15 protein-coding genes are annotated in these 15985 nt (G+C 38.6%); 11 read left to right on the forward strand and 4 right to left on the reverse strand.

The window, feature by feature from the left end; genetic code table 11:
* Positions 1–80: 80 nt before the first annotated feature.
* The gene (locus tag ACX0HA_RS07455; RefSeq protein ID WP_458844639.1) at positions 81–506 is read right to left on the reverse strand and encodes an Hsp20/alpha crystallin family protein; all 426 of its coding nucleotides are present in this window, start codon (positions 504–506) and stop codon (positions 81–83) included.
* A 167-nt stretch (positions 507–673) separates the two neighbouring features.
* Here ACX0HA_RS07455 and ACX0HA_RS07460 point away from each other — a divergent pair, with 167 nt between their 5' ends.
* From ACX0HA_RS07460 to ACX0HA_RS07470, 3 genes are all read left to right on the forward strand, one after another.
* Positions 674–1852, forward strand: coding sequence for a DUF1624 domain-containing protein (locus ACX0HA_RS07460; protein WP_458844640.1), 1179 nt, complete (start codon positions 674–676; stop codon positions 1850–1852).
* 78 nt (positions 1853–1930) lie between these two features.
* Complete coding sequence (locus ACX0HA_RS07465) at positions 1931–3796, forward strand: ABC-F family ATP-binding cassette domain-containing protein (protein WP_458844641.1); 1866 nt, start codon at positions 1931–1933, stop codon at positions 3794–3796.
* A gap of 70 nt (positions 3797–3866) precedes the next feature.
* Entirely contained in the window at positions 3867–4496 is a 630-nt protein-coding gene (locus ACX0HA_RS07470) for a hypothetical protein (RefSeq protein ID WP_458844642.1), read from the forward strand.
* A gap of 63 nt (positions 4497–4559) precedes the next feature.
* Here ACX0HA_RS07470 and ACX0HA_RS07475 read toward each other — a convergent pair whose 3' ends face one another.
* Together ACX0HA_RS07475 and ACX0HA_RS07480 are read right to left on the reverse strand one after the other, a co-directional pair.
* Positions 4560–5243 (reverse strand): hypothetical protein, encoded by a 684-nt coding sequence (locus ACX0HA_RS07475; RefSeq protein ID WP_458844643.1) that lies wholly within the window; start codon positions 5241–5243, stop codon positions 4560–4562.
* A gap of 209 nt (positions 5244–5452) precedes the next feature.
* Positions 5453–5974: a DUF4833 domain-containing protein gene (locus tag ACX0HA_RS07480; protein WP_458844644.1), complete on the reverse strand. Its 522-nt coding sequence runs from the start codon at positions 5972–5974 to the stop codon at positions 5453–5455.
* A 179-nt stretch (positions 5975–6153) separates the two neighbouring features.
* Here ACX0HA_RS07480 and ACX0HA_RS07485 point away from each other — a divergent pair, with 179 nt between their 5' ends.
* The 8 genes from ACX0HA_RS07485 to ACX0HA_RS07520 all read left to right on the forward strand — a co-directional run bounded on the left by ACX0HA_RS07485 (position 6154) and on the right by ACX0HA_RS07520 (position 14699).
* Complete coding sequence (locus tag ACX0HA_RS07485) at positions 6154–6390, forward strand: DUF2188 domain-containing protein (protein ID WP_458844645.1); 237 nt, start codon at positions 6154–6156, stop codon at positions 6388–6390.
* A gap of 79 nt (positions 6391–6469) precedes the next feature.
* Positions 6470–7039 (forward strand): hypothetical protein, encoded by a 570-nt coding sequence (locus ACX0HA_RS07490; protein ID WP_458844646.1) that lies wholly within the window; start codon positions 6470–6472, stop codon positions 7037–7039.
* 59 nt (positions 7040–7098) lie between these two features.
* On the forward strand, positions 7099–7800 hold the full coding sequence (locus tag ACX0HA_RS07495; RefSeq protein WP_458844647.1) for an ABC transporter ATP-binding protein: 702 nt from the start codon (positions 7099–7101) through the stop codon (positions 7798–7800).
* A gap of 104 nt (positions 7801–7904) precedes the next feature.
* Entirely contained in the window at positions 7905–8477 is a 573-nt protein-coding gene (locus ACX0HA_RS07500) for a cob(I)yrinic acid a,c-diamide adenosyltransferase (protein WP_458844648.1), read from the forward strand.
* 207 nt (positions 8478–8684) lie between these two features.
* Positions 8685–8906: a DUF2795 domain-containing protein gene (locus tag ACX0HA_RS07505; protein WP_002986941.1), complete on the forward strand. Its 222-nt coding sequence runs from the start codon at positions 8685–8687 to the stop codon at positions 8904–8906.
* Positions 8907–9002: 96 nt separating this feature from the next.
* The gene (secA, locus tag ACX0HA_RS07510) at positions 9003–12362 is read left to right on the forward strand and encodes a preprotein translocase subunit SecA (RefSeq protein ID WP_458844649.1); all 3360 of its coding nucleotides are present in this window, start codon (positions 9003–9005) and stop codon (positions 12360–12362) included.
* A 181-nt stretch (positions 12363–12543) separates the two neighbouring features.
* Entirely contained in the window at positions 12544–13239 is a 696-nt protein-coding gene (locus ACX0HA_RS07515; RefSeq protein ID WP_458844650.1) for a hypothetical protein, read from the forward strand.
* 221 nt (positions 13240–13460) lie between these two features.
* Complete coding sequence (locus ACX0HA_RS07520; RefSeq protein WP_458844651.1) at positions 13461–14699, forward strand: cation:proton antiporter; 1239 nt, start codon at positions 13461–13463, stop codon at positions 14697–14699.
* Between the two features lie 115 nt (positions 14700–14814).
* Here ACX0HA_RS07520 and ACX0HA_RS07525 read toward each other — a convergent pair whose 3' ends face one another.
* On the reverse strand, positions 14815–15972 hold the full coding sequence (locus ACX0HA_RS07525; RefSeq protein ID WP_458844652.1) for an erythromycin esterase family protein: 1158 nt from the start codon (positions 15970–15972) through the stop codon (positions 14815–14817).
* Between the last annotated feature and the right edge of the window lie 13 nt (positions 15973–15985).

Here is a 15985-nt window from a genome sequence, read left to right on the forward strand (position 1 = left end):
TGATCACAATGGACACCAAAAATAAAAGCGCCCCTTGAGAGAGCGCTTTCATCAACTAACCAACCAAATCCAATCATTATTTATGAAATATCTATAGATCTTTTTGCCTGTGGCAATGTTTCTTCTTTTTTAGGGAGGCTGACATTTAATATACCATCCTGATAAGCAGCATTGATCTCATCTGCTTTTACATTTTCAGGAAGCTTAAATGATCTCCTGAACGATGCAGTACGGAATTCCCTTCTTGTGAATTTACCATCTTCTTTTTCGATTGATTCCGCTTTAACTTCAGATGAAATAGTAAGCAGGTCCTTATCAATCTCGATTTTAAAGTTTTCTTTTTTTAATCCCGGAGCGATTAACTCAAGAGAAAAAGCTGTTTCAGTCTCTTTTACGTTTACCGGAGGAACCGGTGTATGAGCAGCCTGCGTTCCGCCTAAAATATCTTTAAAGAATTGATCCATTACAGGAAATCCGTGTACGCCGTTTCGTTTTATTACGTTCATGATTTATTTTTTTAGTGTTTGACTTTCAATTATTTATTTAGTAATAGTCAACTTTTATTCCAATGTAATTTTTACAGACAAAATGTCGCTTCGCATGACTTTTTGTCTGAAACACGTTTTTAAAACGAATAAAATCTATATTTACTCTACCAAAAACCAACCAAAAAATGGACACAATAAAACAACGTATACAATCTATAGATGTTTTACGCGGCATCATCATGGCACTCATGGCATTAGACCATACAAGGGATTACTTTCACATTGACGGAATGAGCGGTGATCCTACCAACATGGACACGACCACACCTTTCCTCTTCTTCACCCGTTGGATCACACATTTTTGTGCGCCAACCTTTGTGTTTCTATCAGGAACTTCTATTTATTTACAAAGCCTGCGCAAAACAAAAAAGGAGCTCGCATGGTTCTTATTTACCCGTGGACTTTGGCTTATCATAGCTGAGCTCACTCTTGTAGGTTTTGGGTGGAGCTTTAATATTTTCTTTAATTTCTTTTTTCTTCAGGTCATTTGGGCGATTGGATGCAGTATGGTAATAATGTCCGGATTGATATTTTTCAGGTATTGGGTATTGGTTGCCATCGGAATATTGCTCACCCTGACACACAACATTATGGATTACATCCTGATCACTGACGACAATCTTGATGTTGCCGCCAACTTTTTCCTTATAACCGAATTTGAACCCTATGTACTCGGAAGCGTGCGCATTATGACTGCTTATGCCATCCTACCATGGACAGGTATTATGCTTTTAGGTTACGCTGCCGGAAAATGGTACAGTAGCGAAATAAGTCCTGAAAAAAGAAGAAAAGCACTTATCATAACCGGAAGTCTGTTAATTGTTTTATTTATAAGCCTTCGATTACTGAACGGTTACGGAGACCCCGTTCCGTGGGAAACACAGCGTAATTTCACCTATACAGTATTATCACTCCTGAATGTTACTAAGTACCCACCATCATTACTCTATACATTAATGACGCTTGGACCGGCATTAATAGTGTTAGCACTGATAGAAAACATTCGCAACCGCTTTACAGCCATCTTTAATATATTTGGACGTGTACCTTTTTTCTATTACCTGATACACATATATATAATACACATACTATGCACGATACTTTTCTTTGCGGAAGGCTACACCATGAAAGACATTGAAATCATTCGAATGACATTCGCCTTCAGGCCTGAGGAAAATTTCGGCTTTTCTCTTGGTATCGTATACCTGATATGGTTGTTTGTATTACTGTTATGTTATTTCCCATCCAGATGGTATAACAACTATAAGAGCACACATAAGCAGTGGTGGCTTTCGTATATATAATCCCGAACACAAGGAATTCGCAATCCGTAATTTTAAATTCATAATTAATAAGTTACTTTTGCACAAAACAGAATACAAGTGAATTACCTTTCAGTAGAAAACATATCCAAATCATTCGGCGAGCGTACGCTTTTTGAAAACATCTCTTTCGGAATCAACAAAGACCAGAAAATTGCTTTTGTAGCAAAAAACGGTACCGGAAAGACCAGCATCCTGAAAATCATTACCGGCGAAGACATTCCCGACACAGGTCAGGTGGTTCTGCGCAAGGAAATGAAAATGGCTTTCCTTTCGCAGGAGCCAAATCTTAATCCGGAACTAACGATTGAAGAAAGCATCTTTGCTTCGGATAACGAAATCCTGAAGGTAATCGAACAATACGAAAAAGCACTTGAAAACCCTGAAGAGGAAGAAGCTTACCAAAAAGCTTTTGAACGCATGGAAATGCACAACGCCTGGGATTTTGAAACCCAGTTCAAGCAAATCCTCTTCAAGCTGAAGCTGGAAGACATGAAGGTAAAGATCAAGAACATGAGCGGCGGGCAGAAAAAGCGTGTAGCTCTTGCCATCATCCTTATCAGCAAACCCGACCTTCTTATACTTGATGAGCCTACCAACCACCTTGACCTTGAAATGATCGAGTGGCTGGAGAATTATTTCGCCAAAGAAAACATGACCCTTTTTATGGTTACGCACGACCGTTTCTTCTTGGAGCGAGTTTGTAACGAAATCATAGAACTGGAAAATGGAAAATTATACCAATACAAAGGCAATTACTCTTACTATCTTCAAAAGAAAGAGGAACGCGTAGCTGCCGAAAATGCAAGTATAGACAAAGCCAAGAACCTTTATGTAAAAGAGCTTGACTGGATGCGCCGCCAGCCTAAGGCACGTACCACAAAGTCAAAATCGCGTCAGGATGACTTTTATGTTATCCAGGAAAAGGCTCATAGCCGACGTAAAGACCACCAGGTAGAACTGGAGATCAACATGGAGCGTATGGGCAGCAAAATTGTCGAACTGCACAATGTCTCTAAAAAATTCGAAAAGAAAACCATACTCGATAATTTCAGTTTCAACTTTAAAAAAGGAGAACGTATCGGTATCATTGGAAAGAATGGAACAGGAAAATCTACCTTCCTAAATATACTTACACAGACTATCCCACCAGATGGCGGTAAAGTAATAACAGGTGACACTATCAAGATAGGCTACTATACACAGAGCGGTATCAACCCTAAACCGGAGCAAAAGGTAATCGACATCATCAAAGAATATGGAGAATACATTCCGCTAGCCAAGGGAAGGACTATCTCCGCTTCGCAGCTGTTGGAGAAATTCCTTTTTGACCGTAAAAAACAATATGACTTTGTCGAAAAACTAAGTGGTGGGGAACTGAAACGACTTTACTTATGTACAGTCCTGATCCAGAACCCTAACTTCCTCATACTGGATGAGCCTACCAATGACCTTGACATCGTTACCCTTAATGTACTGGAAAGCTTCCTTCTTGATTATCCGGGCTGTCTTATCGTGGTATCGCACGACAGGTACTTTATGGATAAAATCGTAGACCACCTTTTTGTGTTCAGAGGCGAAGGCGTTATCGAAGATTTCCCTGGTAACTATAGTGATTTCCGTGCGTATGAAGACAGTTCAGAACCTACCAAAGAGGAACTGAAACCGGTAGGTGATAATAAAAAAGCCTGGAAACAGAACAACGTAAAAGCCGGACTAACATTCAACGAGCAGAAGGAATTCCAGAAGATTGAGAAGGAAATAAAAGATTTGGAACGCGAGAAAGAAGCTATCGAAAAACAATTTGCTGACGGTAGCATTGCCGATGCAGATATTGCCAAAAAAGCTGCCGATCTTGAAACAATACTTAAGAAAATAGAAGCTAACACAGAGCGCTGGTTTGAGTTAAGCGCTAAAATGGAATAAAACCAGCAATCAGTTTTCAGTGGCAGTCAGTCCACTCTACTGAAAACTGAGACTGCAAACTGAGACTACTATGCCGCAACTATCGTACAATTCATTTCTTTGGAACTCGGTAAATTTACACGGGGTACATTCACCATTTGCATTCAGGATTACAAAAGCACTGAACACAAAAACCAATGTTGCAGTCAAAACTGACAATCCGAGAGTACTAAGCCAGGAAGCCACAGAGATACTTTGCAGGGTCTTAGTAAATCTTAGATGCGAAAAAATGGTTGCCTTAGGAGAAGATACTTCAGCTATAAACCAGCTTATACGAAAATGTGGTGAAGAGCTAAATCTTAAGCTATGGTTCCTATCAACGTTTGCACCCATCACCGGAAATCTGGACATGATTTACATATCAGCCATGGACAGTCAGGCGATATTACCACAAATAGAAAGACTTTTGCCGAATATTGGCAGCAATACGGTTTGTGTAATCAGCAAGATACACAATTCAGCACAGTCAGAATACGACTGGGAAACCATCAAAAAAGACCCACGCATTACCGTTACCATAGACACCTATCATTTAGGCATTATATTCTTCAGGCCGGAACAGGCAAAAGAACATTTCATGATACGAACATCTACATCAAAGACACTTGACTTCCTGATAGGAGCCAAAAACCTTTGGGGGTTATTGTATAAATCAAAATAAAAAAAGGGTGTACCGAAGCACACCCTTTTACTCACACAAATTTATAAAAAACCTTAACTCTTATTAGTTTGCTTTATCTTTGGCATCCTGGTTTTCCTCACCCTTAGCTGTTAAGCGTTCCCAACGGAATTTTGGAGCAAATTTAAGCTTAATACCTGCGATCTTGTTGTTGTCAGAAGAACTAAGACCTTCTTTCTCTACAGTATTTTTACGAGCATCAAGTGCCTCATACCATGCTTTTACCTTATCAAGATCCTGTCTTGAATATTGATTTTTTTCAGCATCAAAAGTTTCGTAGAATTTTTGGTACACAGTAAGAATGTTGTCTTTGTTAACCCATGCAAACGTCATATCGTTACCTACAACATTACCAGGTCCGAAAAGTGTATCTGCCAATCCTCCACCTGCAGCAGGTGCAGCAGCTTCAGCAGCAGCCTTAGCTTCAGTTTCAGCCTGTACTTTTACACCATCAAATTTAGCTTTGCTTTCGTCAATTCTTTTTTGAGTTTCAGCATCATTTTCAAGTGCAGCAAGTGCAGCTTCTGCTTCAGCAACTCTTCTTTGGTACTCTGCATCAATAGCAGCCCAGTTGGCAGTTCTTTCGGCAGCATCAAGATCATTGATTGAGTCAACAAACACTACATAGTGGTCAACTTCTGTTTTTGCCATTTCTTTTTTCTCGTCTTTGCAAGAAGTAAATCCTGCTGCTATCAGGACAGCGCCTAATGCTAAATTGAATCTTTTCATGGTTGTTTTGTATTTTATGTTACTTTGATGATTCAAAATTATGTCATCATTAGCTACATTTCAAAACAACTATTAATTTATTAAGAATACTTTAGCAAACTTAACCATCAATCAAGAATACTTAAGAATTCATTAACTTTTTAAGAAATGAGATTTATAGGTTTTATTAACAGAAAATGTTTTTCCAAGTCTCCTTCAAGCAAATAACTTTAGTCATTAAGGGCAAAATTCTCGGTAACATCTTTTCCGGTAGTAGCATCTTTACCATAGAAGTTTATGGAAGAAACAGAAGTACCCAATTTATTACAGTAAAGGAACATTCTTTTAAGATGAATGTTTTTTCCGTTTATTTGAACACATACCCTTGGAACGTTTGCGTTGCAAAGCTTGAGCGACATTTTTTTAGAAGGATAGGCCGCAAGCGTAAAATCAAAGGAATTAGAACCGGTTTTGGTAAATTCTACACCATAAGCCATTTTTCGCTGCATACTGGTCAGCTCTTCCTTAATACCTCCCTTTTTATAATTGATGCGGTAAACATTAATAGGATCAGAATCTTTAAGGAATTTCCCTGAAACGAAATTGGCATCATACACAAAAGTATTATGATTGTTAGCATGCTGTATGTAGAACAGCCGTAAAGGACTATCCGGAGGCACGGGATAACCATCCTGCATTGGACACATAGCTAACGAGACCATAACCGCAACGAAGAAAATAATGTTTTTCATAAACCTTTGACCTTGTGTTATATAAAGTTAAAGAAAATAACTCTAAAATGTTATGAAAAGTATAATTTTTTCAACTTTAACACTGTCAAGCCATTGATTGCCTGTTAATTGGGAATCCATTAGGATTTGTATATCTTTTCCCGTTGTATTTTTACCTCGCAACTAAAAACTACTCTATCATGGAACGCAAAATATATCATGTTTTAGGTAACGGCCGTAATGGCTGGAAAAGCATGCTTGAGCGATCAGGGCGTGCGTCGGTAACGGGCGACAATAAACAGGATGTTATCAACAGAACTGTCGCCATGGCAAAGAACCACAGCAAATGTTCGGTGATCATACATAAAATGGACGGCACGATACAGGAAGAAAGAACGTATCCGCGAAGTGTCGACCCTATGTACAGCAAAGGATAAACAACTGATCTATTATAATTGGAAAACCACCTGAAGAGGTGGTTTTTTTTATCTTATTTTTACCAAACAAATAAAAATAATGACATCTAGACTAAAGGCAATATATCTTCTTTTTATATTATCACTTTTCATTTCTTGCAAAGAAAACACTAATAGCATTATATATAATGAAGATATTGTCAAAATTTTAGCAGAGTATGATTATGAAAATGGTATTCCGCCACCTCCTAATTTTCCTGATATTTTTATAAAAACCAGTGACAATAAACTTTGTATAACTACACTCGAAAAGACTTATCATATTTATGATAATTATTACAAAACTCAACACCTTGATTTTAAATCTTTTTTATTCGATATCATGAATCAAAGGAAGCGGTTAAGAGCTAATGAAACAGAAAATTTCATGGAGTGCTTTCAACCAGATGAAAAAATCATTCAGGAGTATCGTAGAATTGGTTTTGACAAACTATTAGATAACCATTGTATAGAAACAGAAGACCGATTTAAGTTAAATAACCAACAGTCTTACCAATACCCACAACTTTTAACATTTGGCTACATTTGCTACTTGAACAATTATAAATTAGTAACTGACGATTATATTGGTGCATACTCCATTTATAAATTAAGATTGGATTTGAATTGATCTGTCAACTATATTCAAAACCAAAAAATTCCTTACTTTTAGGCCTCAAATCATCAATCATGTCAGAACCAATAATAGAGATCAAGGGCATAACACGAGATTTCCCTTTGGGAAGCGAAATTGTAAAAGTTCTTAAAGGCGTAGACCTTAACATAAACAAAGGTGAATATGTAGCACTAATGGGGCCGTCAGGATCCGGGAAGAGTACATTAATGAACATGTTGGGCTGCCTGGACACGCCAACCGGCGGAAGTTACATCCTGAACGGAAAAGATGTTAGCCGTATGGCCGACGACGAACTTGCTGAGATACGCAACAAAGAGATTGGTTTCGTTTTCCAGACCTTCAATCTTATGCCCCGAACCACGGCACTTGATAATGTTGCCCTGCCAATGGTGTATGCCGGTTTTAAAAAACCCGAACGTAATGTCCGTGCCACCGAAGTACTGACACAGGTAGGCCTTGAAGACAGGATGGACCACAAGCCTAACCAATTATCCGGAGGGCAGCGCCAAAGGGTTGCCGTAGCAAGAGCTTTGGTAAACCGTCCGTCCATCATACTTGCCGATGAGCCTACAGGTAACCTGGATAGTAAGACATCGGTAGAGATCATGAAACTATTTGGCGAAATTCACGCTAACGGCAACACGGTTATCCTTGTAACTCACGAAGAAGATATTGCTGCCTATGCCCACAGGGTTATCCGCCTTAGAGACGGTATCATAGAAAGTGATAATGTAAATCCTAATCCGCACAAATAAAAACGAAGGTACTGAGGCCCTTAGAAGCTTAGTTACTTAGGCCTTACTCAGGACGATAAGAAACCTAAGAATCTAAGTTCCTTAGCAACTAAGCAACTTAACAGATGAAAGTATACACTAAAACAGGAGACAAAGGCACTACTGCCCTATTTGGGGGAACACGTGTGCCGAAACACCATATACGTATAGAGAGCTACGGTACCGTAGATGAGCTAAATTCTCACATAGGCCTTATCCGTGATCAGGATATTAACCCTAATTATAAGAAAATACTGGAAAGAATACAGGACAGGCTGTTTACGCTAGGTGCCATATTGGCAACAGACCCTGAAAAGTCAGTTCTTAAAAATGGTAAAGACAGACTTAACATCCCTAAAATTTCTGAAAACGATATCGAACTCCTTGAAAACGAGATTGACAGTATGGAAACCGAACTGCCACCAATGACACATTTTGTGCTTCCGGGAGGACATACAACGGTGTCATATTGTCACATAGCGAGGTGTGTTTGCCGTCGTGCAGAGCGTCTTTCGGTACATTTACATGAGTTAGAACCTACAGATGAGATGGTTTTAACCTACCTGAACCGACTTTCTGACTACCTTTTTGTATTGGCACGAAAGTTGTCGCATGACCTGAAGGCTGATGAAGTGAAATGGATACCGGAAAAATATTAGTTTACGGTTTACAGTATACAGTTCATAGCATAGAGGAGACAGTTAAAGGGCTCTAATTTAAAAGGGTATGACTGAAAAACTGTCAGCCGTAAACTGATAACTGTTAACCAAAAAACACGTTCTTAATTTTTTCAATAAAATAAACAACTTTTTACTTGACAATCTCAGTAGAAAATTTATTTTTGCATAAACTTTAATCGTTAGAAGATGTATTGGACATTAGAACTAGCATCATATTTAAGTGATGCTCCGTGGCCTGCCACCAAAGATGAGCTAATTGATTATGCCATCAGGACCGGTGCTCCTCTTGAGGTAGTAGAAAACCTTCAATCCATTGAAGACGAAGGTGAGATCTATGAATCGATGGAAGAAATATGGCCGGATTATCCTACCGACGAAGATTATCTTTGGAACGAGGATGAATACTAGGAAAAAATAAAATTCAATTGAAAAGTCTCTCCACGAGGCTTTTTTTTTGGCTAAATTTGTATCCTATTACATTTAAAAATAAGTAATTACAAAATAATGAGTTTAATAAACAGTATTCTTAAGGCCTTTGTAGGCGATAAGTCGCAGAAAGACGTCAAGGCTATGCAGCCGCTGATCAATAAGATCAAGTCGTATGAAAGCGCTTTGGGACAGCTTAGCCATGACGAGCTAAGGGAGAAAACAATATATTTTAAAGACACTATCCGTAAGGCCCGTGCAGAGAAAGATGCCAAAATAGCATCTTACCTGGAAGAGGTTGAAAAAATCGAGGATATCGATGCAAGAGAAGACATCTATGCTTCTATCGATGCACTTGAGAAAGAAGCTTACGAAATATCTGAAAAAGCATTGATGGAAATTCTTCCTGAAGCATTTGCCGTGGTTAAAGAAACTGCAAAACGTTTTAAAGAGAATACTTCTATCACAGTAACCGCTACACCTAAAGACAGGGAGCTATCGGCTACTAAACCGTATATAACCATTGGAGGCGACAACGCTACATGGGCAAACTCATGGAATGCTGCAGGTAAAGAAATTACCTGGGACATGATTCATTATGATGTACAGCTTATAGGCGGTATCGTGCTGCACCAGGGTAAAATATCTGAGATGCAGACGGGTGAAGGTAAAACCCTTGTGGCTACCCTTCCGCTTTACCTTAATGCACTTACAGGAAATGGTGTTCACCTTGTAACCGTGAATGACTACCTTGCAAAAAGGGATAGCTCATGGAAAGCACCTCTTTTTGAATTCCACGGTATTACGGTAGATTGTATCGACAATCACCAGCCAAACTCTGATGCACGTAGAAAAGCTTATGCAGCAGATATTACTTATGGTACCAATAACGAATTTGGTTTTGACTACCTTAGGGATAACATGGCACATTCGCCAAGCGACCTTGTACAGCGCAAGCACAACTATGCAATTGTCGATGAGGTCGATTCAGTATTGGTTGATGACGCACGTACACCACTTATCATATCAGGCCCGGTGCCTCAGGGTGACCGTCATGAATTCACTGAACTTAAACCGAAGATTGATAACCTGGTAAACCTTCAGAGAAATCTAATAAACGGTATTTTGGCAGAAGCCAAAAAACTGATCCGCGAAGGCAATACTAAAGAAGGTGGCGTACTTTTATTAAGAGCACACCGCGGTTTACCAAAAAACAAAGCACTTATCAAATTCTTAAGTGAAGAAGGTGTTAAGCAATTACTACAGAAAACTGAAAACCAGTACATGGCCGACAACAATCGTGACATGCACAAAATTGATGAGGTTCTGTACTTTGTAATTGAAGAAAAGAACAATCAGGTTGAACTTACAGATAACGGTATACAGTTCCTTTCTCAGGATACTGACAGCCAGTTCTTCGTTCTTCCGGATATTGGAACTGAAATTGCAGCCATCGAGAAGCAAAAGCTTCCTAAAGAAGAAGAAGCTGAAGCTAAAGAAGAGCTTTTCAAAGACTTTGGTGTGAAAAGTGAGCGTATCCACACGCTTACACAGCTTCTGAAAGCCTATACCCTGTTCGAGAAAGATACAGAGTATGTTATCATGGATAACAAAGTGCTTATCGTAGACGAACAGACAGGCCGTATCATGGATGGCCGTCGTTACTCTGACGGATTACACCAGGCTATCGAGGCTAAAGAAAATGTAAAAATCGAAGCCGTTACACAAACATTTGCAACTATTACCCTGCAAAACTACTTCAGGATGTACAGCAAACTTGCCGGTATGACCGGTACAGCTGTTACTGAAGCCGGTGAGTTCTGGGAAATCTATAAACTTGACGTTGTTGAGATACCTACCAACAGAGGTATTTCAAGGAAAGATGAGCATGACCTTATCTACCGTACAATGCGCGAGAAATTTAATGCGGTTATCGAAGACGTATCTGTATTATCTGCTGCGGGAAGACCGGTACTTATCGGTACAACATCTGTAGAGATATCAGAGTTACTGAGCCGTATGCTGAAAATGAGAAACGTCCCTCATAACGTACTGAATGCGAAGCTTCATAAAAAAGAAGCAGAGATCGTTGCCGAAGCTGGTAAGCCGGGGGTTGTAACCATTGCAACAAACATGGCAGGCCGTGGTACCGATATCAAGCTTACTCCTGAAGTGAAAGCCGCAGGTGGACTTGCCATCATTGGTACTGAGCGTCACGATTCACGTCGTGTAGACCGTCAGCTTCGAGGCCGTGCAGGTCGTCAGGGTGACCCGGGAAGCTCTCAGTTCTATGTGTCTCTTGAAGATAACCTGATGCGTTTATTCGGTTCTGAAAGAGTTGCTAAGATCATGGACCGTATGGGACTTAAAGAAGGTGAGGTTATTCAGCACTCTATGATGACCAAATCTATTGAGCGTGCACAGAAAAAAGTTGAAGAAAATAACTTTGGTGTACGTAAGAGGCTTCTTGAGTATGACGACGTTATGAACGCACAGCGTGAGGTTGTTTACAAACGCAGAAAACACGCATTACATGGTGAAAGGCTTAAAGTAGATTTAGCCAACATGATGTATGATACTGCTGAACTTATCGCAGAAACAAATAAAGCTACAAACGACTTTAAAAACTTTGAGTTCGAACTTATCCGTACGTTCTCTATCAGTTCTCCGGTAACTGAGGCTGAGTTTGCAAAACTTTCTGAAAGAGAGCTTGCAGGCAAAGTATATAAAGTTGTTCTTGATTATTACACAGAGAAAACCGAACGCAATGCTGCCGAGGCTTTCCCAGTAATTAAAAACGTATATGAGAACAATAATGGCCAGTATGAGCGTATCGTTGTTCCGTTTACAGATGGTATCAAAACCCTAAACGTAGTAACCGACCTGGAGAAAGCTTACCAAAGCGAAGGCCGTACACTGGTTAACGATTTTGAGAAAAACATCACTCTTGCCATTGTTGACGAAGCGTGGAAAAAACACCTTCGTAAAATGGATGAGCTGAAACAATCGGTACAGCTTGCGGTTCACGAACAGAAAGATCCGCTTCTTATCTATAAATTTGAAGCTTTCAACCTGTTCAAGAAAACTATGGATGATATTAATAAAGAAGTGATCTCTTTCCTTTTCAAAGGAGACCTACCTTCTCAAAACCCTAATAACATTCAGGAAGCAAGACAGGAAACTATTCAGGAGCAATATACCGAGTCTAAAGACGAAGTATTAAATACTGATGAAATGGCAGCCAAAGCACGTGAAGTATCACAGCAAAGCCAAAGCCGTCCGCAAACAGTTGAAACCATCGTTAGGGATGCACCAAAAATCAACCGTAATGACAATGTTACCATTAAACATGTTATGAGCGGCAAAACCGAAACAATGAAATTCAAAAAAGCTGAAGGCCTTCTGGCTACAGGCGAATGGATTATTGTTGGTGAATAATAATCGTTATTGATTTATATAGTAAAAGTCCCCAAATTGCTTTGGGGACTTTTTTATGATCGTATATTCCTGTTGATTACCAAATTCTCAAAACTTTAACCTCAATTTAAATTTTAAGATTCACACTTATGGGCATTTCTTTTCATTTCCCTATATTTGAAAACTAAACATTAAACTTATCATGAAAACAAGACTTTTAACCATAGCACTACTGCTGGCCGTTTCCTTGAGCGGTTTTGCCCAGGATAAGGCTTCTCTTACTGAAGCTACCAAAAGAATGATCGCGTTATCTCAAAGTGGAGATTTTGATGCACAGCTGGCAACAATCTATCCCGGCTATTTTAATGTAGTTCCTAAAGATGATTATATGAAGGAGTATTACAGCACCATGAGAGGTAAAGATTATGCTGCCCATATAAGAAAAATTGATCCTTCAATAGATTACGGTGCTTTGGAAAAAGCCAATAACGGAACTTTTTGTGTGATTAATTACGACAGAGTAATTACAATCAGCCTTGAAAACAAATTGACTCCTCAGGAAATCTCGCCTAAGAAGGAATATTTTAAAAAGCTTTTTAAAACTGATGGCGTTTACTACATAACTGAAACAAACACTTTTGATATAAAAAAACGTGTTCAGGTTGTTGCAATAGCCGATGAGGCTTCAAACATGCAATGGACATTCCTTGATCCTCTGCTTCCGGGAGCAGACAAACTTCTTTCACCTGAGGCAAAGGAAATATTAGATCCTGAAAATATTACACAAACAAGCCAAACAAGCCAGAAAACAATTGAAAATGATAAAAACCTTACAGAGGATCAAAAAAACATTCTTAGGGATGAAGCTGTTAAAAGATCTTTGAAGAAAAAATCATAGCCATATTTAAAGATACCATCCAAAAGCCCTGAAATTTCAGGGCTTTTGTTGTTTTAAGGCGCTTCATAATTAGGTTTTTAGCCTTTTTTTCGTTATGTTTGTAGCTATACGCCTTTCATTATTTTCAGTCGCAGTCTCAATCAGACAGGTAATTAGCTTTTAATCATCATCAATCATTGCACTGAAAATGTATATCTGAGACTGCACATGTTCTTTTGCCCATGGAATTATATTATTCACTTTCCGTTCTTATTGTTCTGGCATCTTTCTTTGCCTATTTTAATGTCCGATTTTTAAAACTGCCATCAACAATTGGTGTCATGGTGCTTGCCATGGCAGTATCAATTGTATTGGTAATATTCGGTAAGGTATATCCAAGTCCGCTAAATCACATTTCTACCCTTATACACGGTTTGGACTTTACCCAGGTACTGATGGGAGCCATGCTAAACTTCCTGCTCTTCGCCGGAGCTGTTCATATTAATCTTAAAGATTTACGGGAGCAACGCGGCCCCATAATGGTATTCTCAACACTAAGCGTGGTTATCTCTACATTTGCAGTTGGAACACTCATCTATTACATTTTACCTTTTTTAGGCGTTACACTGCCTTATATGTACTGCCTGCTGTTTGGATCGCTTATATCCCCTACCGATCCTGTTGCTGTACTCAGCATCCTTAAAAAAGCAGGGGTAAAGAAATCACTTGAAACCAAAATTGCAGGTGAGTCTCTTTTTAACGATGGTGTTGCTGTCGTAGTATTTGCTGTAATACTGCAACTGGCTCAGGAAGGCCCCAATCCTACTGTGGGCTATGCATCATGGCTATTATTAAAAGAAGCAGGAGGAGGCTTTCTTCTGGGTGTAGCATTAGGCGTAGGAGCTTCACGTGCAATGCGAAAGATTGACGACTATAAAGTATCCGTACTGATCACATTATCTGTTGTAATGGGTGGCTACCTTATTGCATCTACCCTGCACTTTTCAGGACCGCTTACGATGGTTTTTGCCGGACTGATAATAGGTAACTTTAAAAAGAGGTTTGCGATGTCTCCGGTCACTAAAGACTATCTTGATAAATTCTGGGAGCTTAATGACGAAATACTCAATGCAATACTTTTCCTTTTTATAGGCTTTAACCTGCTTGTTATAAAAGACATCAATAATTACTGGCTGCCGGGACTGGCATGTATCATTCTGGTTTTATTTGCCAGATACGTTTCGATTTGGCTTCCTACCAAATTCATTAAATTCAGGGAGAAGTTCAGTAATGGGACCATAAAAGTACTTGTATGGGGAGGCCTCCGCGGAGGTGTATCGATTGCCCTTGCGTTATCCATAAATGATGGCCCTTATAAAGACATCATTATTGCCATAACTTATTTTGTAGTCGTATTCTCCATAGTAGTTCAAGGATTAACGATTGGCAAAGTAGCTTCCAAAGCATTTCCTAAAGCGTAACTTTATATAGTAAACATTACAGTATAAAATAATAAAACCAATGAAGTAGACCCAAACTATTTCATTGGTTTTATTGTTTATACGCACAAATAAGATATTCCAACAGCAGGGAATATTATTTTGTTTTTTCAGGATACGTTACTTCTTCACCTTTAGATATAAAAACTAAAGCATCGTAGTGTTTAAACCAGTTTGTTTTTGATTTATTATCATCCTCAAGATTAAACATTCCGTCATATTCTTTATTAGCATATTCAGGATTTTCAAAGATGACCTTATCGGAATCAATAAAATAATTCTTTTCGGTAGTAGGCAAAAAGTGTAGTAAATTTTCTTTGTCTTTACCATATTTCTCAATCTGTTTTGGCTTCCTGTAAAACAGGTGTATTGATGAAACGGCAATATTGTATGAAATACCCGGATTTGCTTTGACAAATTGTCCCCCCATAGTTTCTCCGGGCACGAATATGTATTCATATTTTGCCATGTGTGCATTGTGCAACCATACAATGAATTTTTTCTCAGGCATTGTTTTCACGAGAAAATCCAGGTTTTTTGCCATTTGGGCATCCCTGACAGGTGTTCCTTTTTCTTTTCCTTTATGTGTTGACACAATCATGACAAAGCTCTTGTAACTTTCCAGGATACTAACCCAAAGTTTATCCTGAATAACTTTATCGTTTTTTAATAATGTATCTATTCCACTGAGTATCTTTTCGATATTTTGCTTACCGTCAGTTTTACCAAGTTCGGAAGCATTACGAAAAAAAGTATCTGTAAGTCTTATAAAATCCTTGTCAGCGTCAATAGCATTTGCATTTAGAAATTCTGTAAGCTTTTCCAAAAAATTCGATTTGGTATATTGAGAATAAATCTGATTATCAAATCCCCAAATCGTCACATTATTTTCCCTTAAGAATTCAAACAATTCACTGCATTGGATTGAATTTGACCAAAAACTATGCAGATGCGTTTTGTTATGATCAAAATACAGCGCAAAGAAATCATCTTCAAAAGCAATGTCCTTGTAACCTTTTTCTAAAACCAGATACTTTACGAATTGAGTCTTAGCCAAAAAATCAGATCCAACAAAATGACCTGATTCTCCCAAAAAGACAACTCTTTTATCTTTTAAATTCACATTTAAAACTCCTTTAACATCATTGGTTAAAAGGCTTTCCATTGAGCCCAATTCATACGTATTCTTTTCAACTTGAGCCCAAACAGAATTTATACTAAGAAGTATAAAAAATACTATTGCCTTTTTTTTCATTTTACTTTTAGCA

It is taken from the genome of Flavobacterium hauense (genome assembly GCF_054457175.1).

Excerpts from the sequence above, each read along its gene's own strand:
- ACX0HA_RS07455 (WP_458844639.1), bottom strand. The coding sequence starts at position 506 with ATGAACGTAATAAAACGAAACGGCGTACACGGATTTCCTGTAATGGAT.
- ACX0HA_RS07475 (WP_458844643.1), bottom strand. The coding sequence starts at position 5,243 with ATGAAAAGATTCAATTTAGCATTAGGCGCTGTCCTGATAGCAGCAGGA.
- ACX0HA_RS07485 (WP_458844645.1), top strand. The coding sequence starts at position 6,154 with ATGGAACGCAAAATATATCATGTTTTAGGTAACGGCCGTAATGGCTGG.
- ACX0HA_RS07460 (WP_458844640.1), top strand. The coding sequence starts at position 674 with ATGGACACAATAAAACAACGTATACAATCTATAGATGTTTTACGCGGC.
- ACX0HA_RS07490 (WP_458844646.1), top strand. The coding sequence starts at position 6,470 with ATGACATCTAGACTAAAGGCAATATATCTTCTTTTTATATTATCACTT.
- ACX0HA_RS07525 (WP_458844652.1), bottom strand. The coding sequence starts at position 15,972 with ATGAAAAAAAAGGCAATAGTATTTTTTATACTTCTTAGTATAAATTCT.
- ACX0HA_RS07520 (WP_458844651.1), top strand. The coding sequence starts at position 13,461 with ATGGAATTATATTATTCACTTTCCGTTCTTATTGTTCTGGCATCTTTC.
- ACX0HA_RS07500 (WP_458844648.1), top strand. The coding sequence starts at position 7,905 with ATGAAAGTATACACTAAAACAGGAGACAAAGGCACTACTGCCCTATTT.
- ACX0HA_RS07495 (WP_458844647.1), top strand. The coding sequence starts at position 7,099 with ATGTCAGAACCAATAATAGAGATCAAGGGCATAACACGAGATTTCCCT.
- secA (WP_458844649.1), top strand. The coding sequence starts at position 9,003 with ATGAGTTTAATAAACAGTATTCTTAAGGCCTTTGTAGGCGATAAGTCG.
- ACX0HA_RS07470 (WP_458844642.1), top strand. The coding sequence starts at position 3,867 with ATGCCGCAACTATCGTACAATTCATTTCTTTGGAACTCGGTAAATTTA.
- ACX0HA_RS07515 (WP_458844650.1), top strand. The coding sequence starts at position 12,544 with ATGAAAACAAGACTTTTAACCATAGCACTACTGCTGGCCGTTTCCTTG.
- ACX0HA_RS07480 (WP_458844644.1), bottom strand. The coding sequence starts at position 5,974 with ATGAAAAACATTATTTTCTTCGTTGCGGTTATGGTCTCGTTAGCTATG.
- ACX0HA_RS07505 (WP_002986941.1), top strand. The coding sequence starts at position 8,685 with ATGTATTGGACATTAGAACTAGCATCATATTTAAGTGATGCTCCGTGG.